Origin of the sequence: Nocardioides sp. LHD-245 (assembly GCF_030929495.1) — a bacterium.
Classification (GTDB): Bacteria; Actinomycetota; Actinomycetes; order Propionibacteriales; family Nocardioidaceae; genus Nocardioides.
Genome location: NZ_JAVFWN010000010.1, coordinates 139345 through 161168, shown reverse-complemented (window position 1 = coordinate 161168; position 21824 = coordinate 139345). Strand labels below are relative to the sequence as shown.

Genomic DNA, 21824 nt, shown 5'->3' with positions numbered 1-21824 from the left:
AGGACTTGCCGTCGAGCTCACTCGTCCAGGCGTGCCAGGACCTCGGAGCAGTGCTGTCGGAGGGCGGGCAGGGTCCGCTCGGCCACTTCCGGAGTGCCCGGCGCATCGGCGATCTCCGCCAGCGCGGTCTCGAATGCCCCGGGGAAGGCCTCGGCCATCGTTGCGACGCGCTGGGTGAGCAGGTCGGTGTCGAGCTTGAGGATCCCGGCGGCCTTCCGCCACTGCTTCCCCCGGATCCTGCTGAAGATCCGTTCGCCGCCGATCGAGAGGGCGACGGTGCGCTCGACGGCTTCGGGGTCGTAGGTCAGCCCCGACGCGAGGTCGTAGAGCGGGGCGATCGAGCGATTGCCGTCGGGAGCGAGGATGAGCGAGATGTTCTTGGCATGGCCGTCCGGGGCGCCGGCGACCAGGTTGACGGCCAGGAAGTCGGCCAGGGCGCGGAGGCCGTCCTCGGGATCCGTCAGCTGCTTGCGGACCAGGTCGGCCATGTCGCGGAGGCCCGGGCCGCCGACCGACTCGTACTTCCTCTCCGGAAGGCGCCCCAGCGCTTGGCAGAAGTCTTCCTGATGGAGGCGGAACACCTTGTCGAAGACGGTCACCCGATCGAAGCGGTCGATGACGATCGCCCACTGGTCCTCGAAGGGCAGGAGTCGGCTGTCCGCGACGCTGACGCCGGTCGCGGCGGCGGCGCGCATGGTGACGTGCTCGACGAGGGCCTGGTGGTGCAAGACCTTGATGCCGGGCTTGATGATGTGGGTGGTCGCAGCCGAGCCGCCGGCCTCGTGCCACTGGTCCTCGAGCCAGGTGAGGGCGAACTTCTCCTGCTGCCCGCCGAGCGACCAGTGCTCCCCTGGCGTCGTCCAGGAGGCGGGCTGATCCTGCAGGATGCGTAGGCGGTCCGCGATGTCGTGCTCGGTCAGCGGCGTCAGCTCGGCCGCACGCTGATGGAGCTCTTCCGCACGGCCCTCTGGGGTGAACTGGACGGCGCCCGGGCAGTCCCAGCCCATCGCCGCTAGGAGGCCGAAGGCGTCGTCGGGCGCGATGTCGAGGCCGGCTGCCCATCGCTGGCGGGTCTGGAGATTCTCGGGAGCAGTCCGTGCAGGTACGGAAGGACGCGATCGGCTCGATAGCCCTGGGGCGTGATGGGAAGGCGTGACGACAACGGTGCGCGCCCCGACGCGGCGTACTCGGCGGTGTAGGTGAAGTCGGGATCGTCGGAGCCGGTGCGCTCGAGGTGCCCGACCAGCTGACCGTAGAGGAGGACGGTCAGCCGCTCACTCATCGTCATCTCGACGCTCGGTGGCGGTCCAGGCTCGAGACCGAGCATCCATGTCGCGATGGCGTCGGGTCAGGAGGGATTCCAGGGCGGCGGCGTACGCCGGGTCGTTCGGCCCCTCCGGCGTCGGCTGTTCGTCGTCGGTGGACGCCCGGCGGAGGACCAACGTGAGGTCGAGGGCGCGGAGCAGGCGCATGACGCTCTCGAGCTCCGCCGTGCGGTGGCCGGCCTCGAGGCGGGCGAGCCAGGATCGGGAGAGGGAGGCGCGCTCGGCGAGTGCCTGCTGGCTGAGGCCGGCGCGTTTGCGCTCCGAGCGGACAGTCGAGCCCAGCTTGGTCCAGTCGGGAATCTCGATGTCGGGCATCCGTGCCTCCTGATGTCTTCGTACGAGGACATCATCTCTCTGTCCTCGTACGAAGACAACCTGTCAATGTCCTCGTACGAGGACAGGCGCGACATGTCCTCGTACGAGGGACGGAAGAGGTCAGAAGTTGCCCTCGACCGGTACGACGCCGGCGCGGTGCCGCTGCGCGAGGTCGGCGTAGTAGGGGGCATTGGTCTCGACCCAGAACTGGGCGCCGGTGCCCTCGATGGGCCGCTTCGCCTCGGCGGGCGCCCCGGCGGCGAGCACGCCCTCGGGGATCGCGGTGCCGGGCGTGATGACGGCGCCGGCCGCCACGAGCGAGCCCGCGCCGATGGTGGCGCCGTCGAGGATCGTGCTCGCGTTGCCGAGCAGCGACTTCTCGCCCATGGCGTCGCCGTGGAACACGCAGCCGTGGGCGACCGTGGCGTTCGGGCCGATGTCGACGACCACGTCGGGGGCGCCGTGGACGACCGAGTTGTCCTGGATGTTCGAGCCCTCGCGCACGATGATCGTGCAGATGTCGGCGCGGAGCACGGCGCCGTACCAGACGCTGGCGCCCTTCTCGACGCGCACGTCGCCGATCAGTGTCGCGGTCGGCGCGACGAACGCCTCGGGGTGGACCTGGGGCCGACGGCCCTCGAACTCGTAGAGGAACACGGCCCCACGGTAGGGGGCGGGAGGGGGCGGCCCGCAGGCGGTGCCGCCACCGGTCCCGGCCTGTCCCCGGCCCGAGCCCGGCACGGCCCGGTCCGGCGGTCAGGGCCGCAGGTCGAGGAGCCGCTTGACCTTGCCCTCGCCGCCGAGGCCGGTGAACTCCGCGAGTGTGCCGGCGGGGACCAGCTCCACGCCGACCCGGGTGCCGAAGGCGGCCTTGATGCCGTTCTCCATGTCCTTCTGCAGCGCGGGGTCGCTGCCGGTGACCCGCTGCTCGACGCGGACCGTCATCACCTCGCGGGAGCCGAGTCCCTCGCCCTCGACGCCGACCACGCACAGGAACTCGCCGGTCGTCCGCTCGTCGCCCATGACGACGTCCTGGGCCGCGCGCGGGAAGACGTTGTTGGCGCGGAACTTCACCATCTCGTCGCTGCGGCCCAGGAAGCCGGAGAACTTCGCCGTGCGGATGCCGCAGGAGCACAGCTCGCGCGCTCGGGTCTGGATCAGGTCCTTGAGGTCGTAGCGGATGATCGGCGGCACCGAGCGGTGCAGACTGGTCACGACCAGGTTGCCGGTCCGGCCGTGCCCGAGGACCTCGTCGGTCTGCGGGTCGAGGATCTGGACCACCGCGGTGTCCTCGTTCATGTGCATGCCGTCCTGCGCGGCGCACTCGAACCCGATCAGGCCGACCTCGTGGGTGCCGTAGTTGTCGTAGACGGGCACGCCCCAGGTGTCCTCGAGCAGCCGGCGCAGGTGCCCGGCGGTGTCGACGCCGAGGTAGGAGTGGATGAACCGGGTGGCCAGGTCCCGCCGGAGGTCGATGCCGGCCTCGTCGGCTGTCTGCGCGAGGATCTTGAGGTACTCGCCGAAGGCGACCCAGCCGGTGGTGCCCCACTCGCGGGCGAGCTCGAGCTGGCGCAGGCTGCTGGTGACCAGGCCCGAGCCGGTGGTCATCGAGATCGCGCCCAGCCAGTTGTAGGCCGCGGTGTGCGCGCACCAGGCGATATTGGCGAGGCTGTTGGTGAGCGTGATCTGGAGCAGCTCGTGGGGACGGGCGCCCTGGGCCCACAGCGCCCGGGCGTACTGGACCGCCTGGACCTCCCAGGCGACGGGGTCGAACAGCGTCGGCCGGGGCAGGCCGGTCGTGCCGCCGCTGGTCTGCAGCTTCAGCGGGAGGCTCGGGTCGGCCAGGGCGAAGGCCTGGTGCGACCCGAAGGGCGGCGCGGACTCGATGCTCTCGCGCAGGTCGTCGCTCGTGAACGCCGGAACGGCCGCCAGGTCGTCGAGCCCGCGCACGTCACCGGGCTCGAGGCCGGCGGCGGACCAGCGGTCGCGGTAGAAGGGGATCCGCCAGGCCTCGGACATCCGGGCGAGGAAGCGCGTCTCCTGCAGGGCGCGCAGCTCGTCGTCGCTCATCGCCGCGGTGTGCTCGGCGTAGTGCGGCGGGGGCGGGAAGTCCGCCATGAAGGCCGGCCAGTCGACCGACGACCAGTAGTACGGGATCGACGTGCTCGTCATGCCGCGGGACCTGCCTTCTGCATACTCGACTCCATGGTCAGTTTTCCGACTAGCCGGACGGTAATGTGAGCCCGCTCTCGCGTCAAGAAGACGATCCCGGCGCCTCGCCGCAGTTGACAACTGTGCCGCGCGTCACTCAAAGTATCGACGACTTGGTCGAAAAAGCGACCGACGGGTTGGATTCGGGGATGACCCGGTGACTACGCCGAGAGGGATCGAGATGAGGAAGACATGGCGCAGCGGCCTGCTGGCGGCGGGTCTGCTGGCGTCCGCCGGACTGACGGCGGCGTGTGGCGACAGCGGTGCGGACAGCGGTGACGACGCGTTCGTCATCGGCGTGATCGAGGACAAGTCGGGCGGCTCGACCTTCTACTCGCAGACCTCGGTCGGCGCGCTCAAGGTGTTCGTCGACGCGCTCAACGCCGGTGAGACCGGCTACGGCGCCGAGCTGGTCGGCTCCGAGAAGGGCATCCTCGGCCAGGACGTGGACCTGATCTTCGAGGACGACCAGAACAACCCCAACAACACCACGCTCAAGGTGCGCTCGCTCCTCGACCGCGGCGCCGACGTCATCTACTTCACCTCCGGCTCCAGCTCCACGCTCCAGGGCCGCTCGGTGTGCACGCAGGAGAAGGTCTTCTGCTTCGCGCCGACCAACGTGAACGCGGCCATCGTCGAGGCGCCCAACAACGAGTTCGTCTTCACCGCGGCACCGCCGTCGAGCCTGTCCGCCCAGGTCTACGTCGACGCCTGGAAGGACGCCGGATACCGGACGATCGCCTTCTTCGACGAGGAGACGGCCACGTCGGTCGCCGTCGCGGACGCCTACAAGGCCGTCGCGGAGAAGGCCGGGCTCGAGGTCGTCGCCGAGGAGACCCTCGCCGCCGGCGGTCGCGACGTCACCGCGCCGGTCGCGCGCGTGCTGGAGAAGGACCCGGACGTCGTGTTCGACGCCACCCAGCAGGCCGCCGAGGCCGGGGCGCTGTTCAAGGGCCTGCGTCAGGCGGGCTCGACGGTGCCGATCTGGTCCCAGAACTCCCTCACCGCGCAGCCGCGCGCCTGGGAGATCGCGGGCGCGGCCATCGACGGTGTGCTGGTCGTCGACCCGCTGTCGCCCACCAACCCGCGCGCGGTCGAGGTCGGCCAGCTGCTGGCCGACGGTGGCAACGACGAGCACCTCACGTTCATCCAGACCTCGGTCTGGGACGCCCTGTTGCTGACCAAGAAGGCCTTCGAGGACGCCGGCGAGCTCGACGGCGCGAAGGCCGTGGCCGCGCTGGAGGAGATCACCGACTTCCCGGGCGCGACCGGCCAGGAGAGCTTCCGCTACTCCTTCTCCGCCGACCGGCACAACGGCTCCCGGGCCGACCAGAACGTCGTCGTCGAGTTCGCCGACGGCAAGCCCGGCAAGCTGCCGGCCGAGCTGCAGCCGGCGGCCGAGTAGCCCATGGACCTGCAGGTTCTCGTGTCGGGCGCGCTGGCGAGCTGTCTCTACGCCACGCTGGCGCTCAGCTACTTCCTCATCGTGCGGGCGACCCGGCTGGTCAACTTCGCGGTGGGCGGCTACGGCGTGTTCGCCGGCATCGGGATCGCCTACCTCGTGGCGCGGGGGTGGCCGACGCTCGGGGCGGTCGTCGCGGGCCTGCTCGCGGCGGTGGTCCTCGCCGTCGCCACCGAGCTGATCGTCGTACGCGTCATGGAACGACGTCAGTCCGGCCTGGCGACGATCGAGATCGCCATCGTCGCGGTCCTCTTCGTGATCGAGCAGGGGGCGGGGCTGCTGTTCGGGCGGCAGCCCACCCTCGTGCTCACCTGGCTGGAGGGCGACGTGCGGATCGGGGACACCCGGGTCCCGCACCAGGCCATGCTGACCCTGGCGCTCACGGTGCTGGTGTTCGGCGCCGTGGCCTGGTGGCTGTCCCGGGCCCGGTTCGGGCGGATGCTGCGTGCGGTCGGCGACAACCCCGGTGCGGCTGAGGTGCTCGGCCTGCCGGTGGCGCGGGTGCGGGCGATGGGCATGGTCGTGGCCGGACTGGCCGCCGGTGTGGCGGGGGTGCTCGCCACGACGCAGTCGGCGCTGACGGTCGAGGCCGGGACGTCGTTCACCCTGCTCGGGTTCATCGCGCTGGTGCTGGGCGGCACCGCCCACGTCTGGGCGCCCCTCGCCGGAGGTGCCCTGCTCGGGTTCCTCGAGGCGCTCAGCGCCCGGGTGCTCGGCAACGACGTGCGCGACTACATGCTGCTCGCGCTGGTCCTCGTCGTCTTCACCTTCCGACCCAAGGGTCTCTTCGCCGTGAGGGAGCGGACATGATCGACCGCCTGCGACGCGCCGCCTTCAGCGGCTCCTCGATCGCGCTGGTGCTGGTGGTGCTCGGCCTCCTGTACGCCGGCAGCAGCGCCTACCGCCAGGAGCTGGCGATCCTGGCGCTGACCTACGCCTTCCTCGCCGTGGGCATGTACCTGCCGCTGGCCCTGACCGGGCAGCTCTCCCTCGCCTACAACGCCTACTTCGCCATCGGCGCCTACGCCGTGGTGATCTGGTCCAACGAGACGACCTCGGCCAGCCTGTACGCCGTACCGGTCGCGGTGGCGATCTCGATGGCCGCCGCCCTCGCGCTCGGGCTGGCGACGGTGCGCCTCACCGGCTTCCACCTGGCCGTCTCCACGCTCCTGTTCGGCATCGCCGTGCGGCAGTGGATCCTCTCGGAGGACGAGCTGACCGGCGGAGTGCTCGGTCTCGGCGGCGTCCGCCCGCCGGAGCTGTTCGGCTGGGCCCCGGACCGGGACGCGATGGTCGTGGTCGGCGCGCTCGCGCTGTGGACGATCTGCGTCGCGGTCGGCCGGGTCCGGCGTACCTCGGTCGGTGTCGCCCTCCGCGCCCAGCAGGACGCCCCGGCGGCCGCGGCCGCGGCGGGATTCCCGGCCCGGGTGTCCTCGCTGCTCACCCTGGCCGTCGGCGCCGGGGTCGCGACGCTCGGCGGCTGCTTCTTCGCCTATCTCAACGGCTTCGTGCTGCCCGACTCGTTCACGGTCTCGGTCGCCTTCCTGGTGCTGTTCATGCCGGTGCTCGGTGGCCTGCGCACACCGTGGGGCGCCTTCCTGGGTGCCGTCCTGGTCATCTGCTTCACCGAGGCCTTCACCTTCTTGAAGGGGCCCGGCGCGCTGACCTTCGGCGCCCTCACCCTGGTGGCACTCGCCCTGGCGCCGGCCGGACTGCTCGGGCTCCTCGCCGCCGGCTCGGACCGGATCGGCGACCGGCTGCGGCGGCGCGGGGGAGCGGACCCTGCTCCCCGGGACCGCGACGAGAGCGACGAGAGGAAGGCGGTGTCGGCATGAGCGCACTGCTGGAGGTCCGCGGCGTCACCAAGAGCTACGGCGGCGTCGAGGTGCTGCGCGGCGTCGACCTCGCCGTCGCCCAGGGTGAGATCCACGGCCTCATCGGCGCGAACGGCGCCGGCAAGTCCACGCTGATCGACATCCTGTGCGGCCAGAACCGCCAGGACGCGGGAGAGATCGTGCTCCGGGGCCGGCCGCTGACGGGCAGCCCCGGCCGGCGCAGCCGCGGCGGGCTCGCGCGCACGTTCCAGCAGCCTCAGGTCTCGGCGGCCCTGACGGTCGCGGAGAACATCTCGCTCGGCCTCGCCGGCCAGGAGCTCGCCGGGCTGCCCCGGATCGTCGGCCGGATCGCCCGCGACATCCTCACGCCCCACCGCTCGGTCGACCCGCGGGTCGTGGCCGCCGCGGAGGCAGTGGGCCTGGACCGGCTCGACCGGCTCGTCGGGTCGCTGTCCTTCGGCGAGATGCGGCTGGTCGAGGTGGCGCGGGCCTTGGTGGCCTCGCCCTCGCTGATGCTGCTCGACGAGCCGTTCCCCGGCGTCGGCGACCGCGGCCTCGATGCCACCCTCGCCGTCCTGCGCCGACTCCGCGCCGCCGAGCACAGCGTGCTCCTCGTCGACCACAACGTCGATGTCGTGCTGGGCCTCGTCGACCGGGTCAGCCTGCTCGTCAAGGGCGTGATCGCGTTCGTCGGCACGCCGGCCGAGTGCCAGCGCAGCGAGGTCTTCCGCAGCGTCTACCTGGGAGAGCGAGTCCGATGAGCCAGTCACTCCTGTCCGCCGAGGGCATCGGCGTCACCTACGGCAAGGCCCGCGCGGTCCACGACGCCGGCCTGTCCTGCCCTGCGGCCACCGTCACCGCCCTGCTCGGGCCCAACGGCGCCGGCAAGTCGAGCCTGCTGCACGCCCTGATCGGCGGCGTCCGCGGCGCCGGCGGTTCGGTCCGCCTCGCCGGGGAGAGCCTCGACGGGCTCAGCCCCAATGCCCGCACCGCGCGGGGCGTCAGCCTCGTCCCGCAGGGGCGCCACGTGTTCCGGTCCCTGTCGGTCGAGGAGAACCTCGCCGTCATCGCGGACTCGCTCCGGCTCCCCCGGGAGACCATCGGCGAGGCCCTCGACCGGTTCCCGATCCTGCGGACCCGGCGCAAGGTGCTGGCCGGCCTCCTCAGCGGCGGTGAGCAGCAGATGCTCGCCATCGCCCGGGCGCTGATGTCGGGCCCACGGGTCCTGCTGCTCGACGAGCCGGCGCTGGGTCTGGCGCCCAGCATCGTCGACGAGCTGATGGCGACCGTGCGCGAGGTGGCCGGAGCCGGCGCCGCCGTACTGATCGCGGAGCCGTCCCTGGCGACCCTGCGCATCGAGGCCGACCACGGGCTGGTCATGCAGCGCGGCCGGGTGGTCGCGCGCTGTGCCGGGGCCGAGCTCGACCAGACCTACCACGACGTCCTCGGCGTGAGCGTGTGAGCGCCGCGCGTCCCACCGCACCAACCCACCAACCGACACAGGAGAACAATCCGGCATGAGCGTTTCAGTCAACGGCATCAACATCGCGGTCCGCGACCTGCCCGCCGCGACGGACCGTTACGAGCGGCTCTTCGGGGTGAAGGGCGAGCACGTCGGTCCCGAGGGCTTCGCCTTCCCCGGCCTCGAGGGCACCAAGATCGACCTCGACGGCTTCATCCTCAATCTGATCACCTCGACCGAGGACGGTACGTCGGTCGCCCGGTTCCTCGAGCGCAACGGGGAGGGCGTGTTCCTCTTCTCGGCGAAGGTCGACGACATCGACGAGGCGGTCGAGGAGCTGCGCGCGATCGGGATGCCCCCGCTCCTCGCCGAGACCATGCGCGGCGACTACGGCGCGGTGAACTTCATCCACCCGCGTGAGCTCAACGGCGTCCAGCTGGAGCTCATCGAGCACCCCTGAGCATCGAGGCCGAATCCTCGCCGCTCCGCGCGCCCGTCCGCCGGTACGTCTATCTTCTGGAGTTGTGACTGATGTTTCTGACCCGACCGGAGAGGACACGGCCGTGTCGGTGCGCAACGCGGTGATGCGCGAGCGGATCACCGGCGCCGCGGCCCGGCTGTTCCAGACGCGGGGCATCGGCGGTGTCACGATGCAGGAGGTCGCGGCGGAGGTCGGCCTGTCCAAGGCCGCCCTCTACCACTACTACCAGAGCCGTGAGGACCTGCTGCGGCACATCTTCGGCGACTGGGCGCGCGGGGAGGTCGAGAGCCTGCGGGCCATCGCGGAGTCGAGCGACGACCCCGCCTCCAAGCTGGCGGCGTTCGTCCGCCTGCACCTGAACTCGCTGGTCGACAACCTCGATCTCTACTCGCTCTCGTTCCGCGAGGAGGCGCAGCTGCCCGAGGACGTGCGGGAGGAGTTCCGCGCGCTCAAGCGGGACAACGACGTCCTGGTCGGCCGGATCATCCGGGAGGGGATCGCGTCCGGGGCCTTCGAGCCCGTCGACGAGAAGCTGGCCGTCTTCGGGATCGTCGGCATGTGCAACTGGCTGTGGAAGTGGTACCGGCCCGGCGTCGGCAAGAACGCCGACGAGATCGCCGAGACCTTCTCGCACCTCGTGCTGCACGGCCTGGTGCTCGACACCGCGGCCGGTCAGGACGCCGAGGAGTCCGAGCCGGGTGCGGGCGCGCTCGCCTACCACGCGCGCGCGATCCGCCACCACACCCGCCAGCTGGAGCTGCTCCTGCCCGGTCAGTGAGGCGGCGCCGGCACCCGCCGGGCGACGTACGTCTCCGCGACCAGGGTGAGGACCGGCTCGCCGGACCTGGAGGTCAGGGTGCACGCGAGCCGGACCAGGCCCATCGCCGGCCGGTCCAGGGTCACCGACTCCACCCGGGCGACGCCGGTCAGCTCGGTGTCCGCCCGGACGGGGCGGAGGAAGACCGCCTCGGTCAGGGCACGTCCCGCGACCACGTGCCAGTGCGCGTAGACGGACTCGACGCACAGGCGCTGCAGCACCGCGAGTGACTGGATCCCGCTGGCGATCACGCCCGCGAAGCGCGGGTGCGCCCGCTGCGCCGGGTCGACGTGGAACGGCTGGGGGTCCCACGCCGCAGCGAAGCCGACGATGTCGTCCTCGGTGAGGGTGTGTCGCCCGAGGCGGTACGCCGTGCCGGGCGCCAGGTCCTCGGCGTACGCGCGCGCCGGCGCTGGTGGGTCGATCTGTCCGGCGGTCATCCGCCCTCCTCGTCAGCGTTCCTCGGTTTCCTCGGGCGCCTTGACGGACGTGGCTGCCCATGCCGACAATACGTGAGCGACCGCTTAGTCGAAAATGCGACTCAATGGTCGGATTCCGAACCGCGACCTGGAGGACCCCGTCATGCCCGAAGCCGTCATCGTCTCCACCGCCCGCTCGCCGATCGGCCGCGCGGGCAAGGGCTCGCTGCGCGAGCTGCGTCCCGACGACCTGGCCGCACAGATGGTCCGGGCCGCGCTGGCCAAGGTCCCCGCGCTCGACCCGCGCGACGTCGACGACCTGATGCTCGGCACCGCCCAGCCGGCCGGCGAGGGCGGCTACAACCTGGGCCGGGCCGTCGGAGTCCTGGCCGGGATGGACCACCTGCCCGGCGTGACCGTCAACCGGTACTGCTCCTCGAGCCTGCAGACCACCCGGATGGCGCTGCACGCCATCCGCGCCGGCGAGGGCCACGTGTTCATCTCCGCGGGCGTCGAGACCGTGAGCCGGTTCGGTCACGGCATGGCCGACGAGAACCCCGGGACCCACAACCCCTTCTTCGCCGAGGCGGAGGCGCGCACCGTGGCGCGCACGACGGAGGGAGCCGGGCGCTGGACCGACCCGCGTGACACCGGCGCGCTGCCGGACCTCTACATCGCGATGGGCCAGACCGCCGAGAACGTCGCCCAGGTCACCGGGGTCACCCGGCGCGAGCAGGACGAGTTCGGCGTCCGCAGCCACCAGCGCGCCGAGGCCGCCATCGCCGACGGCTTCTTCGAGCGCGAGATCACCCCGGTGACCCTGCCCGACGGCCAGGTCGTCCGCACCGACGACGGCCCCCGCCCCGGTACGACGATCGAGGGGGTCGAGCAGCTCAAGCCGGTCTTCCGCCCCGACGGCACCGTGACCGCCGCCAACTGCTGCCCGCTCAACGACGGCGCCGCGGCGCTGGTCGTCATGAGCGACACCAGGGCCGCGGAGCTCGGCCTGACCCCGCTGGCCCGCATCGTGGCGACCGGCGTGTCCGGCCTCTCGCCGGAGATCATGGGCCTCGGTCCGGTCGAGGCCAGTCGGCGGGCGCTGGCCCTGGCCGGCATGAGCATCGGCGACATCGACCTGGTCGAGATCAACGAGGCCTTCGCCGCCCAGGTCATCCCGTCCGCGCGCGAGCTGGGCGTCGACGAGGACCGCCTCAACGTCCACGGCGGCGCGATCGCGCTGGGCCACCCCTTCGGGATGACCGGCGCCCGGATCGCGACGACCCTGATCAACGGCCTGCAGGCCCGCGACCAGCAGTTCGGCCTCGAGACGATGTGCGTCGGCGGGGGCCAGGGCATGGCCATGATCCTGGAGCGGCTGTCGTGACCGGCGCCCGCCACGGTCGGAGGTACGACGGCCGCACCGTCGTGGTGACCGGCGCCAGCCGCGGCATCGGGCTGGCGATCGCCCACCGCCTGGTCGAGGAGGGCGCCCACGTCTGCATCACCGCCCGCAAGGAGGGCCCGCTCGCCGAGGCCGTCGACGCCCTCGGCGGGCCGGAGGTCGCGCTCGCCGTGGCCGGCTCGGCCGACGACCCCGAGCACCAGCAGCGCGCCTTCGAGGAGACCGCGGGGCGGTGGGGACCGGTCGACTTGCTGGTCAACAACACCGGCGTCAACCCCGCCTACGGCCCGCTGCTCGAGGTCGACGAGCGCTCCGCGCGCCGGATCCTCGACGTCAACCTGTGGGGCGCGCTCGGCTGGGCCCGGCGGGCCTGGGAGACCAGCTTCGCCGAGCGCGGCGGCGCTGTCGTCAACGTCGCCTCGGTGGCGGGCGTGCGTCCCGCCGAGGGCATCGGGTTCTACGGCGCCAGCAAGGCCGCGCTGCTGCACCTCACCCAGCAGCTCGCCTCCGAGCTGGGCCCGCGGGTCCGGGTCAACGCCGTCGCGCCCGCGGTCGTCCGGACCCGGTTCGCGACGCCGCTCTACGACGGCCGCGAGGAGGATGTGGCGGCGGCGTACCCGTTGGGGCGGATCGGGGAGCCGGAGGACGTCGCGGCCGCCGTCGCCTATCTCGGCTCCGGCGACGCCGGCTGGGTCACCGGCCAGACGCTCGTCGTGGACGGGGGCCTGACCCTCGGCGGGGGTGTGTGACGGGTCAGGAGCCGGCGGCCCGCAGCCGGTGCTCGGCCCCGCGCCACGGCTTGACCCAGGTCATGTCCTCGGGCCGCAGCGGTTCGCCGCAGGCGCTGCAGGTCTCGGCCCGGGTGGTCTCCTGGCCGCAGGTCTCGTGCCGCAGGGCCATGTGCCCACCGCCCTCGGGCAGCCGGGTGTGCTTCTCGCCCCAGAGCGCGAGCTGGTGGAGCAGCGGGAGCAGGTCGGCGGCGGCCTCGGTGGCGACGTACCGCTGCCGGGTGCGGCCGTCGCGCACGTAGTCGACGGTGGCGAGCAGGCCCGCCTCGCGCATCGCCCGGAGCCGGCGGCTGAGCACCGCCTCGGAGATGCCGAGGTTGTCGCGCAGCTGCTCGAACCGGCCGCTGCCGTGCAGCACGTCGCGCACGATCAGCAGCAGCCACGGGTCGCCGAGCACGTCGAGGGAGCGGCGGACGGGACAGTAGTCGGCCGACCAGTCGGAGCGCAGGGCCATGCGTGCTAGCGTACCGGTCTGACTTCGCTCAAGAAAGCCTGCCATGACGTTCACGACCGCCCGGCCCGCCACCCGCCGCGGCCTCCACCCCGCGTGGGCCGTGGCGGCCGTGGCCTTCCTCGCGCTGATCGGCGCGGCGGGCTTCCGCGCCGCGCCGGGCGCGCTGATGGTGCCGCTGCACGACGAGTTCGGCTGGTCGACGAGCGTGATGTCGCTGGCGGTGAGCATCAACCTCGTGCTGTTCGGGCTGACCGCGCCGTTCGCGGCGGCGCTGATGGACCGGTTCGGCATCCGGCGGGTCGTGGCCGCGGCGTTGAGCCTGGTCGCGCTGGGCACGGGCGGCAGCGTGCTGATGACCGCGTCCTGGCAGCTGCTCGTGAGCTGGGGCGTGCTCATCGGCCTCGGCACCGGCTCGATGGCGCTGGTCTTCGCCGCGACCATCGCGAACCGTTGGTTCGAGCAGCGCCGCGGACTGGTGATGGGCGTGCTGACGGCAGGCTCGGCGACCGGCCAGCTGATCTTCCTGCCGGTCGTCGCGGCGCTGGCCGAGGGCGCGGGCTGGCGCCCGGCCTCCCTCGTCATCGCGGGGGCCGCGCTGGCCGTCGTACCGGTGGTGCTGCTGGTGCTGCGCGACCACCCCGCCGACCGCGGCGTGCTGCCCTACGGCGCCGACGCCTCCTGGACGCCTCCGCCGCCGGTCACCGGCAGTGCCACCCGCCGCGCGCTGGGGGGCCTGGCGTACGCCGCGCGGACCCGCGCGTTCTGGGCGCTCGCCGGCGCCTTCGCGATCTGCGGGGCCACGACCAACGGCCTGATCGGCATCCACTTCATCCCCTCGGCCCACGACCACGGGATGTCGGCCACGACGGCCGCCGGCCTGCTCGCCGTGGTCGGCGTCTTCGACATCGTCGGCACCGTGGCCTCCGGCTGGCTCACCGACCGGTTCGACCCGCGGATGCTGCTGGTCGCCTACTACCTCTTCCGCGGCCTCGGCCTGCTCCTGCTGCCGAGCCTGCTCGCGGACGCCGTCCACCCGAGCATGGTGCTGTTCATCGTGATCTACGGCCTCGACTGGGTCGCCACCGTGCCGCCCACCGTCGCGCTGTGCCGCGAGGCCTTCGGCGAGCGCGGCACCATCGTCTTCGGCTGGGTCTTCGCCGCCCACCAGCTCGGTGCCGCCGTCGCCGCCCTCGGGGCGGGCGTCATCCGCGACACCCTCGGCGCCTACACCTGGGCCTGGTGGGGCGGCGCGGCGCTGTGCGCCGTCGCCGCCGTCCTGTCCCTCATGCCCGCCCGGCCCGGCGCCCGAATTCACCGACCCGTCGCAGATTGAATCTGAGAACGCGCCGACCCGGCGCAGATCAAATCGCAGAACGCGCCGACCCGGCGCAGATTGAACACACGACAGTTCAGTCTGGGCCGGGTCGGTGTTGATCTGGGTTCAGTCTGGGCCGGGTCGGCGTTGATCTGAGTTCAGTCTGGGCCGGGTCGGCGTTGATCTGAGTTCAATCTGCGACGGGTCGGGGTCAGTCCTTGATCTCGCAGACGACCTCGCCGTTGCCGATCGTGGCGCCGACCTCGGCGGACAGGCCGGTGATGGTGCCGGCCTTGTGGGCCTTGAGCGGCTGCTCCATCTTCATCGCCTCGAGGACGACGACGACGTCGCCCTCCTCGACCGTCTGGCCGTCGGTGACGGCGACCTTGACGATGGTGCCCTGCATCGGCGAGGTGACCGAGTCGCCGGAGGCCGCGGCGCCGGCCTTCTTGCCGGCCGCGCGCTTCGGCTTCTTCGCGCCGCCGGCAGCGGCGCCGGCGCCGAGCCCACCGAGGCCGGCGGGGAGGACGACCTCGATCCGCTTGCCGCCGACCTCGACGACGACCTTCTGCTTCTCGCCAGGCTCCTCGGCCTCGCCGGCGGCACCGCCGTACGGCGTGATCTGGTTGTCGAAGTCGGTCTCGATCCACGTCGTGTAGACGTCGAAGGAGCCCTCGCCCGACGGCGTGGACGCGCCGACCCAGGCCGGGTCGTTCACGATGACCTCGTGGAAGGTGATCGCGGTCGGCATGCCGTCGACCTCGAACTCCGCGAGTGCCCGGCGGGACCGCTCGATCGCCTGGGTGCGGCTGGAGCCGGTGATGATCAGCTTGGCGATCAGCGAGTCGAAGGCGCCGGGGACGGTCTCGCCGACCTCGTAGCCGCCGTCGACGCGCACGCCCGGGCCCTGCGGCGGGTTCCATGCGGTGAGGGTGCCGGGCGCCGGCATGAAGTTGTTGCCGCCGTCCTCGGCGTTGATCCGGTACTCGATCGAGTGGCCGCGGATCTCCGGGTCGCCGTACCCGAGCTCCTCGCCGGCGGCGATGCGGAACATCTCGCGGACCAGGTCGATGCCGGTGACCTCCTCGGACACGCAGTGCTCGACCTGGAGGCGGGTGTTGACCTCGAGGAAGGAGATGGTGCCGTCGGCGGCGACGAGGAACTCGCAGGTGCCGGCGCCGACGTACCCGGCCTCGCGCAGGATCGCCTTCGACGACTCGTAGAGGCGGGTGTTCTGCTCGTCGGTGAGGAACGGCGCGGGCGCCTCCTCGACCAGCTTCTGGTGGCGGCGCTGCAGCGAGCAGTCGCGGGTGGAGACCACGACGACATTGCCGTGGGAGTCGGCCAGGCACTGGGTCTCGACGTGGCGCGGCTTGTCGAGGAACTTCTCGACCAGGCACTCGCCGCGACCGAACGCGGAGATCGCCTCGCGGGTCGCGGACTCGAACAGCTCGGGGATCTCCTCGAGGGTGCGGGCGACCTTGAGGCCGCGACCGCCACCGCCGAAGACCGCCTTGATGGCGACGGGGAGGCCGTGCTCCTTCGCGAACGCGACGATCTCGTCGGCGTCCTTGACCGGGTCCTTGAGGCCCGGGGCCAGCGGGGCGCCGGCGGTGAGGGCGATCTGCTTCGCCTTCGCCTTGTCGCCCAGGCCCTCGATCGCCTGGGGGGAGGGGCCGATCCAGATCAGGCCGGCGTCGATGACCGCCTGCGCGAAGAGCGCGTTCTCGGCGAGGAAGCCGTAGCCCGGGTGCACCGAGTCGGCGCCGGACTGCTGGGCGACCTCGATGATCTTGGCGATGTCGAGGTACGTCTCCGCGGGCGTCGAGCCGCCCAGTGAGTACGCCTCGTCGGCCAGGCGCACGAACAGCGCGTCGGCGTCCGGCTCGGCGTACACGGCGACCGAACCGATACCCGCGTCCTTGGCGGCACGGATGACCCGCACCGCGATCTCGCCACGGTTGGCGATCAGGACCTTCTTCAACGACATGGTGTGGCCTTCCAGTTCAGCGGGGCAGGGCGCTGGCGCGCCAGGCGCCGCGTCCGGGGTTCGGGTGGGAGCTGGCGGTGGAGCGCAGGCGGCGAGCCGGGTTGGTCCACTCCGAGCGTGGTGCCTCGGGCGCCGGCGCGCCACCGCCGACTGCAGAGAGCACGGCGACGATCGCGGCGACCTCCTCCGGCGTGGTGCCCGGGGTGATGACACGGAGGAGAGGCACGGAGCTCGCTGCGCTCGCGCTGTCCATCTGTTCCGGCGGAGCCAGGCTCGCTTCGCTCGCGGCTGCGCCGGTCACAGCGGGATGTTCCCGTGCTTCTTGGGCGGCAGGACCTCGCGCTTGTTGCGCAGCAGGCGCAGCGCCTTGACCACCTCGGCGCGGGTCTCCGACGGCTTGATGACGCCGTCGACGTAGCCGCGCTCGGCCGCGATGTAGGGGTTGGCGAGCGTGGTCTCGTACTCGTCGATCAGCTCGGCCCGCTTGGCCTCGACATCACCGCCGGCCGCCTCCAGCTCGGCGAGGGTACGGCGGTGCACGATGTTCGCCGCGCCCTGGGCGCCCATCACCGCGATCTGTCCGGTCGGCCAGGACAGGTTGATGTCGGCACCGAGGTGCTTGGACCCCATGACGTCGTAGGCGCCGCCGTAGGCCTTGCGGGTGATGATCGTGACGAGCGGGACGGTGGCCTCGGCGTACGCGTAGATCAGCTTGGCGCCGCGGCGGATGATGCCGAGGTGCTCCTGGTCGACGCCGGGCAGGAAGCCCGGGACGTCGACGAAGGTCAGCACGGGGATGTTGAAGGCGTCGCAGAACCGGACGAACCGGGCGGCCTTCTCGGACGCGTCGATGTCGAGCGTGCCGGCGAACTGCATCGGCTGGTTGGCGACGACGCCGACCGAGCGGCCCTCGACCCGGCCGTAGCCGACGATGATGTTGGGCGCGAACAGCGGCTGCACCTCGAGGAAGTCGCCGTCGTCGACGATCGTCGCGATGACGTCGTGCATGTCGTAGGGCTGGTTCGGCGAGTCCGGGATCAGCGTGTCGAGCGCGAGGTCCTCGGCGCTGGGCTCGAGGTCCGCCGTGTCGTCGTACGTCGGCGCCTCGTCGAGGTTGTTCTGCGGCAGGAAGGCCAGCAGCGCCTTGACGTACTCGAAGGCGTCCTCCTCGTCGGAGGCCATGTAGTGGGCGTTGCCCGACTTGGTGTTGTGGGCCCGGGCGCCACCGAGCTCCTCCATCGTGACGTCCTCGCCGGTGACGGTCTTGATGACGTCGGGGCCGGTGATGAACATCGCGGAGGTCTGGTCGACCATGATCGTGAAGTCGGTGACGGCGGGGGAGTAGACGTGGCCGCCCGCGCAGTTGCCCATGATCATCGAGATCTGCGGGATCACGCCGGAGGCGTGCACGTTGCGCTTGAAGATCTCGCCGTACAGGCCGAGCGAGACGACGCCCTCCTGGATCCGGGCGCCGGCGCCCTCGTTGATGCCGATGATCGGGCAGCCGGACTTGATCGCCAGATCCATGACCTTGGTGATCTTCTCGCCGTAGACCTCGCCGAGCGAGCCGCCGTACACCGTGAAGTCCTGTGAGAAGACGCAGACCTGGCGACCGTCGACGGTGCCGTAGCCGGTGATCACGCCGTCGCCGTACGGACGGTTCTTCTCGAGCCCGAAGGCGGTCGAGCGGTGGCGGGCGAACTCGTCGAGCTCGACGAAGCTGCCCTCGTCGAAGAGCAGCTCGATGCGCTCGCGGGCGGTCTTGCGTCCCTTGGCGTGCTGCTTCTCCTGCGCCTTGGCGGCGGGAGCGTGCACGGCCTCGTCGGTGCGGCGGTCGAAGTCCGCCAGCTTGCCCGCCGTCGTGTGCAGGTCGATCTCCGTCATGAAACTGAGTATCATCCATTGATACTGGAGTTCACAAGTAGCCAGCGCTCAGGAGCGGAGTGGGTGTGACGCAATCGCGTGAGGAGGACCGTCGCGGCAGGAGTGCCGCCGCGGCGATCGTCGACGCCGCGTTCCGCCTGTTCCACGAGTTCGGGTACGACGAGACCAGCGTCGACGACATCGCGGCTGCCGCGGGTGTGAGTCGCAGCTCCTTCTTCCGGCTGTTCGGGTCGAAGGAGATGGTGATCTTCCCCGAGCACGACGCGATCCTCGCGGCGGTCGAGGAGCGGCTCGCGGCCTCGACCCAGAAGAGCGCCATCCTCGCGGTCTCCGACGCCGTGCGGGTCGTCCTCTTCCACTACATCGCCGAGGGCCCGCATGCCCGGCGGCGCTATCAGCTGACCTCCACCGTGCCCGCCCTGCGCGAGCGGGAGCTGATCAGTGGGGCCCGCTACCAGCAGCTGTTCCGGCAGTACATCAGCGCCTGGGGGGACGGCTCGGAGGAGTCCGAGCGCCGCGCCGAGCTGATGGCCGCCGCCGTGGTCGCCTCCCACAACCACGTGCTGCGCCGCTGGCTGCGCGAGGAGTGCGAGGACCCCCACCTCGAGATCGATGAGGCGATGGCCCAGGTCAACGCGCTGTTCGCGCCCGACCCCGTCGCGGCCCCCCGGGCGATCGTCGTCGTCCGGACCGATCAGGATCTCGACGCCGTCGCGGAGCAGCTGCGCTCGCTGTGAGGCCCGACCGGGCTGGACGAGCGGCGCGGGGGTACCGCGGCGCCATGCCGAGCGTCGAGCGCGTCGTCTTCGTCCCCCGCCCTGTCGAGAAGGTCTGGGACTACCTGACCGACTTCACCACGACCGAGGAGTGGGACCCGCCGACCGTCAGCACGGTGCGCACCGGAGGCGACGGCGGCGTCGGTACGACGTACCGCAACGTCTCCACCTTCCTCGGGCACGAGACCGAGGTGGAGTACGAGGTCGTGGCCTGCGTCCCGCACGAGCTCTTCGAGCTCACCGGCTCGGGGTCCGGGGTCGACCTCCAGGACACCCTGCGGTTCGCCGAGGACGACGGGCTCACCACGGTGACCTACCGGTCGGAGATCAACCCGCAGGGCGTGGCCAAGCTCGCCTCCCCGTTGGTCAAGGGCGGCCTGGAACTGCTCGCCACGAAGGTCGCCGAGCGGCTCGAGGAACGCCTGCTCCGCCTCTGAGACCGCGGGGACGCCGCCGGCGGGCTGTCGAACGGAGGAGTAATTCCGGTCAGGGTGAAAAAGGGCCGGTGGATCTCTCGCCAAGAAGCCCACCGAGAGGACAGGATGTGGCCTGGCGCACATCCGCGCCTTCTCTCTCGGAAGGGTCCACCCATGCCTCAGCTCAACCGGCGGCTGCGTGCCGCCAGTGTCGCGGTCGCGGCCGGCCTCACCCTGGCTGGCCTGTCCGCGACCGGATCCGGCGCCCTCGCCGCGCCCGGTTCCGTGCCCGGCGCCGCGCCCGTCGACGGCCCGCCGTCCACCCCGGTGCCGATCGGCACGCCTGACGGGGTCGTGTCGGCGTACCTCCTCAACGCGAAGAAGGCCAACCCCGGCCAGACCCGCCTGGTCGAGCGCGCGGTCGCCCGGGCCGGTGGCGTCGTGGTGCAGACCTGGCCGCAGATCGGCGTCGTCGTCGCGCACAGCGACCGGGCAGCCTTCCGCCCCGACGTCCGCGCGTACGCCGGCAACGCGCTCGAGTCGGTCGGCGCGACCCGCACCGTCCCCGTCAGCGAGGGCACGCCGGACGGCGTGCAGGCGCCCTGGGGCCCGGGTCGCGGCCAGGACCACTCCGCCGCTCCCCGGACCGAGGGCGACGCCGGGTCCGAGGCCACGCTCGCCGTCACGCCCGACCCGCGCGAGGCCGAGCAGTGGGACCTGCGGATGATCAAGGCCGACCGGGCCCACGAGATCACCGACGGCTCCCGTGACGTCGTCGTCGGCGTCCTCGATTCCGGCATCGACCCCGACCACCCGGACCTCGTCGCCAACATCGATGTGCGCGACTCGGTCAACTGCAGTGACGCCGGCCGCCCGGACACGTCGCCGACCGGCTGGCACCCGACCACCAGCGACCACGGCACCCACGTCGCCGGCACCATCGGCGCGGCGCGCAACGGCACGGGCATCGTCGGCGTCGCGCCCGGCGTGCGGATGGCCTCGGTCAAGGTCGTCAACGACGCCGGCTTCATCTACCCGGAGTACGCCGTGTGCGGGTTCGTCTGGGCCGGCAGCCACGGCATGGACGTCACCAACAACAGCTACTACGTCGACCCGTTCGAGTTCTACTGCGACGACCAGCCCGACCAGTACGCCGCCAAGGAGGCCGTGCGTCGCGCGGTCGCCTGGTCCACCGGCCAGGGCGTCGCGCACGTCGCGGCGGCCGGCAACTCGTCGTACGACCTGGCGAACAAGACGGTCGACAACGGCAGCCCGGACGACGCCGACGTCCCGGTCCAGCGCACCATCAACAACGGCTGCCACGACATCCCGACCGAGCTGCCGGGCGTCGTGACGGTGTCCTCGCTGCAGCGGTTCCCGGCGGACACGATGGAGAACCGGCTCTCCGGCTTCAGCAACCGCGGCCTGGGCGTCATCGACGTCGCCGCCCCCGGCTCGGCGATCCTGTCGACCATCGTGAACAACAACGGGTACGGCCTCAAGAACGGCACCTCGATGGCCTCGCCGCACGTGGCCGGCGTGCTGGCCCTGATGAAGTCGGTGCACCCCGGCTGGACGCCCGCGCAGATGGTCGCCCGGCTGCGTGCCCAGGCCGACGACCACCCCTGCGGTACGACGACGGCCGGGGCGCCGTGCGTCGGGACCGATGCCGAGAACAGCTACTACGGCGACGGCGTGGTCGACGCGCTCGACGCCGTGAGCTGACCCGGGACCGGGGACCCGGGTCGACCGGTGGCCGCCTGCGGGCGGTCACCGGTCACCAGGCAGACTCGATGCGTGACCACGACCAGCGCGCCGCCGAGCGAGGAGTCCGCCGAGGACCCGTCCGCGTTCGACCGGTCGCTCGTCCCGTTCCTGATGAACTACAAGTTCGGTCTCGACGAGATCCTCACCAAGATCAACATCCTGCGTGAGGAGCTGGCCTTCCGGGGGACCGGGAACCCGATCGAGCACGTCAGCTCGCGCCTCAAGACCCCCGAGAGCCTGCGGGTCAAGGCCGCGCGGATCGGCTGCCCGCTCGACCTGGACGCGATCGGCGAGCAGATCGTCGACATCGCCGGCGTCCGGATCGTCTGCAGCTTCATCGCCGACGCCTACCAGGTGCTCGACATGCTGACCACGCAGCCCGACGTGACGGTGCGCGCCATCAAGGACTACGTCGCGAACCCCAAGCCCAACGGCTACCGCAGCCTGCACGCCATCGTCGAGATCCCGGTGTTCCTCTCCGAGACCGCCCGCACCGTGCCGGTCGAGCTGCAGATCCGCACCGTGGCGATGGACTTCTGGGCCAGCGTCGAGCACAAGATCTACTACAAGTACGCCAAGGACGTCCCTGGCGAGCTGGTCGAGGAGCTGTCCGCCGCCGCCCGGGTCGCCCACGACCTCGACACGCGGATGGCCGAGCTGCACCGCATCGTGCACGGCTGATCCCTGGCCGGGGAGCCGCGCCCT

General features: G+C 71.6%; 24 protein-coding genes. 14 read left to right on the top strand and 10 right to left on the bottom strand.

Annotation, left to right across the window (positions count from 1 at the left end):
• Positions 1-17: 17 nt before the first annotated feature.
• The 5 genes from RB608_RS15720 to RB608_RS15705 form a co-directional block, all read right to left on the bottom strand.
• Positions 18-1007, bottom strand: coding sequence for a HipA domain-containing protein (locus RB608_RS15720; protein WP_308088976.1), 990 nt, complete (start codon positions 1005-1007; stop codon positions 18-20).
• 5 nt (positions 1008-1012) lie between these two features.
• Positions 1013-1282 (bottom strand): HipA N-terminal domain-containing protein, encoded by a 270-nt coding sequence (locus RB608_RS28320; protein ID WP_392391011.1) that lies wholly within the window; start codon positions 1280-1282, stop codon positions 1013-1015.
• Positions 1275-1640, bottom strand: coding sequence for a helix-turn-helix domain-containing protein (locus RB608_RS15715; RefSeq protein WP_308088975.1), 366 nt, complete (start codon positions 1638-1640; stop codon positions 1275-1277). The genes RB608_RS28320 and RB608_RS15715 overlap by 8 nt, the downstream gene beginning before the upstream one ends.
• A gap of 120 nt (positions 1641-1760) precedes the next feature.
• Positions 1761-2297 (bottom strand): gamma carbonic anhydrase family protein, encoded by a 537-nt coding sequence (locus RB608_RS15710; RefSeq protein WP_308088974.1) that lies wholly within the window; start codon positions 2295-2297, stop codon positions 1761-1763.
• Between the two features lie 99 nt (positions 2298-2396).
• Positions 2397-3812, bottom strand: coding sequence for a hypothetical protein (locus RB608_RS15705; RefSeq protein ID WP_308088973.1), 1416 nt, complete (start codon positions 3810-3812; stop codon positions 2397-2399).
• A gap of 220 nt (positions 3813-4032) precedes the next feature.
• On the opposite strand from RB608_RS15705, the gene RB608_RS15700 reads away from it, so the two are divergent.
• The 7 genes from RB608_RS15700 (at position 4033) to RB608_RS15670 (ending at position 9869) form a co-directional block, all read left to right on the top strand.
• Entirely contained in the window at positions 4033-5256 is a 1224-nt protein-coding gene (locus RB608_RS15700; RefSeq protein ID WP_308088972.1) for an ABC transporter substrate-binding protein, read from the top strand.
• A 3-nt stretch (positions 5257-5259) separates the two neighbouring features.
• Positions 5260-6123, top strand: a complete 864-nt coding sequence (locus RB608_RS15695) for a branched-chain amino acid ABC transporter permease (RefSeq protein WP_308088971.1) — start codon at positions 5260-5262, stop codon at positions 6121-6123.
• Positions 6120-7148 carry a branched-chain amino acid ABC transporter permease gene (locus tag RB608_RS15690; RefSeq protein ID WP_308088970.1) on the top strand — a complete coding sequence of 343 codons (1029 nt, stop codon included), beginning with the start codon at positions 6120-6122 and terminating at the stop codon, positions 7146-7148. Before RB608_RS15695 ends, RB608_RS15690 begins: the two co-directional genes overlap by 4 nt.
• On the top strand, positions 7145-7909 hold the full coding sequence (locus RB608_RS15685; RefSeq protein WP_308088969.1) for an ATP-binding cassette domain-containing protein: 765 nt from the start codon (positions 7145-7147) through the stop codon (positions 7907-7909). Before RB608_RS15690 ends, RB608_RS15685 begins: the two co-directional genes overlap by 4 nt.
• Entirely contained in the window at positions 7906-8610 is a 705-nt protein-coding gene (locus tag RB608_RS15680; protein WP_308088968.1) for an ATP-binding cassette domain-containing protein, read from the top strand. The genes RB608_RS15685 and RB608_RS15680 overlap by 4 nt, the downstream gene beginning before the upstream one ends.
• A 55-nt stretch (positions 8611-8665) precedes the next feature.
• Positions 8666-9070, top strand: coding sequence for a VOC family protein (locus tag RB608_RS15675; protein ID WP_308088967.1), 405 nt, complete (start codon positions 8666-8668; stop codon positions 9068-9070).
• A gap of 64 nt (positions 9071-9134) precedes the next feature.
• Positions 9135-9869: a TetR/AcrR family transcriptional regulator gene (locus RB608_RS15670; protein WP_308088966.1), complete on the top strand. Its 735-nt coding sequence runs from the start codon at positions 9135-9137 to the stop codon at positions 9867-9869.
• On the opposite strand, the gene RB608_RS15665 is transcribed toward RB608_RS15670, so the two are convergent.
• The gene (locus RB608_RS15665; RefSeq protein ID WP_308088965.1) at positions 9863-10348 is read right to left on the bottom strand and encodes a MaoC/PaaZ C-terminal domain-containing protein; all 486 of its coding nucleotides are present in this window, start codon (positions 10346-10348) and stop codon (positions 9863-9865) included. The two genes, RB608_RS15670 and RB608_RS15665, sit on opposite strands and share 7 nt — an antisense overlap.
• 142 nt (positions 10349-10490) lie before the next feature.
• On the opposite strand from RB608_RS15665, the gene RB608_RS15660 reads away from it, so the two are divergent.
• Both RB608_RS15660 and RB608_RS15655 read left to right on the top strand, forming a co-directional pair.
• Positions 10491-11711, top strand: a complete 1221-nt coding sequence (locus tag RB608_RS15660) for an acetyl-CoA C-acetyltransferase (RefSeq protein ID WP_308088964.1) — start codon at positions 10491-10493, stop codon at positions 11709-11711.
• Positions 11708-12478 carry an SDR family oxidoreductase gene (locus RB608_RS15655; protein ID WP_308088963.1) on the top strand — a complete coding sequence of 257 codons (771 nt, stop codon included), beginning with the start codon at positions 11708-11710 and terminating at the stop codon, positions 12476-12478. The genes RB608_RS15660 and RB608_RS15655 overlap by 4 nt, the downstream gene beginning before the upstream one ends.
• 4 nt (positions 12479-12482) lie before the next feature.
• Here the strand turns inward: RB608_RS15655 and RB608_RS15650 are convergent, their stop codons facing one another.
• Positions 12483-12971 (bottom strand): helix-turn-helix domain-containing protein, encoded by a 489-nt coding sequence (locus RB608_RS15650; RefSeq protein WP_308088962.1) that lies wholly within the window; start codon positions 12969-12971, stop codon positions 12483-12485.
• A gap of 43 nt (positions 12972-13014) precedes the next feature.
• Between RB608_RS15650 and RB608_RS15645 the strand changes: the two genes are divergently transcribed.
• A complete protein-coding gene (locus RB608_RS15645) occupies positions 13015-14304 on the top strand; it encodes an MFS transporter (protein WP_308088961.1) in 1290 nt (429 codons plus the stop codon).
• Positions 14305-14497: 193 nt separating this feature from the next.
• Here RB608_RS15645 and RB608_RS15640 read toward each other — a convergent pair whose 3' ends face one another.
• The 3 genes from RB608_RS15640 to RB608_RS15630 form a co-directional block, all read right to left on the bottom strand.
• Positions 14498-16276 carry a biotin carboxylase N-terminal domain-containing protein gene (locus tag RB608_RS15640; RefSeq protein ID WP_308088960.1) on the bottom strand — a complete coding sequence of 593 codons (1779 nt, stop codon included), beginning with the start codon at positions 16274-16276 and terminating at the stop codon, positions 14498-14500.
• Positions 16277-16292: 16 nt separating this feature from the next.
• Positions 16293-16502 (bottom strand): acyl-CoA carboxylase subunit epsilon, encoded by a 210-nt coding sequence (locus RB608_RS15635; protein ID WP_308088959.1) that lies wholly within the window; start codon positions 16500-16502, stop codon positions 16293-16295.
• A 71-nt stretch (positions 16503-16573) separates the two neighbouring features.
• Positions 16574-18160 carry an acyl-CoA carboxylase subunit beta gene (locus tag RB608_RS15630; RefSeq protein ID WP_308088958.1) on the bottom strand — a complete coding sequence of 529 codons (1587 nt, stop codon included), beginning with the start codon at positions 18158-18160 and terminating at the stop codon, positions 16574-16576.
• 65 nt (positions 18161-18225) lie between these two features.
• Between RB608_RS15630 and RB608_RS15625 the strand changes: the two genes are divergently transcribed.
• From RB608_RS15625 to RB608_RS15610, 4 genes are all read left to right on the top strand, one after another.
• Entirely contained in the window at positions 18226-18897 is a 672-nt protein-coding gene (locus tag RB608_RS15625) for a helix-turn-helix domain-containing protein (protein WP_308088957.1), read from the top strand.
• 44 nt (positions 18898-18941) lie between these two features.
• Positions 18942-19373 (top strand): SRPBCC family protein, encoded by a 432-nt coding sequence (locus RB608_RS15620; protein ID WP_308088956.1) that lies wholly within the window; start codon positions 18942-18944, stop codon positions 19371-19373.
• Positions 19374-19526: 153 nt separating this feature from the next.
• Positions 19527-21077: a S8 family serine peptidase gene (locus RB608_RS15615; protein ID WP_308088955.1), complete on the top strand. Its 1551-nt coding sequence runs from the start codon at positions 19527-19529 to the stop codon at positions 21075-21077.
• Positions 21078-21149: 72 nt separating this feature from the next.
• Complete coding sequence (locus RB608_RS15610) at positions 21150-21800, top strand: GTP pyrophosphokinase family protein (protein ID WP_308088954.1); 651 nt, start codon at positions 21150-21152, stop codon at positions 21798-21800.
• The last annotated feature ends 24 nt before the right edge of the window (positions 21801-21824 follow it).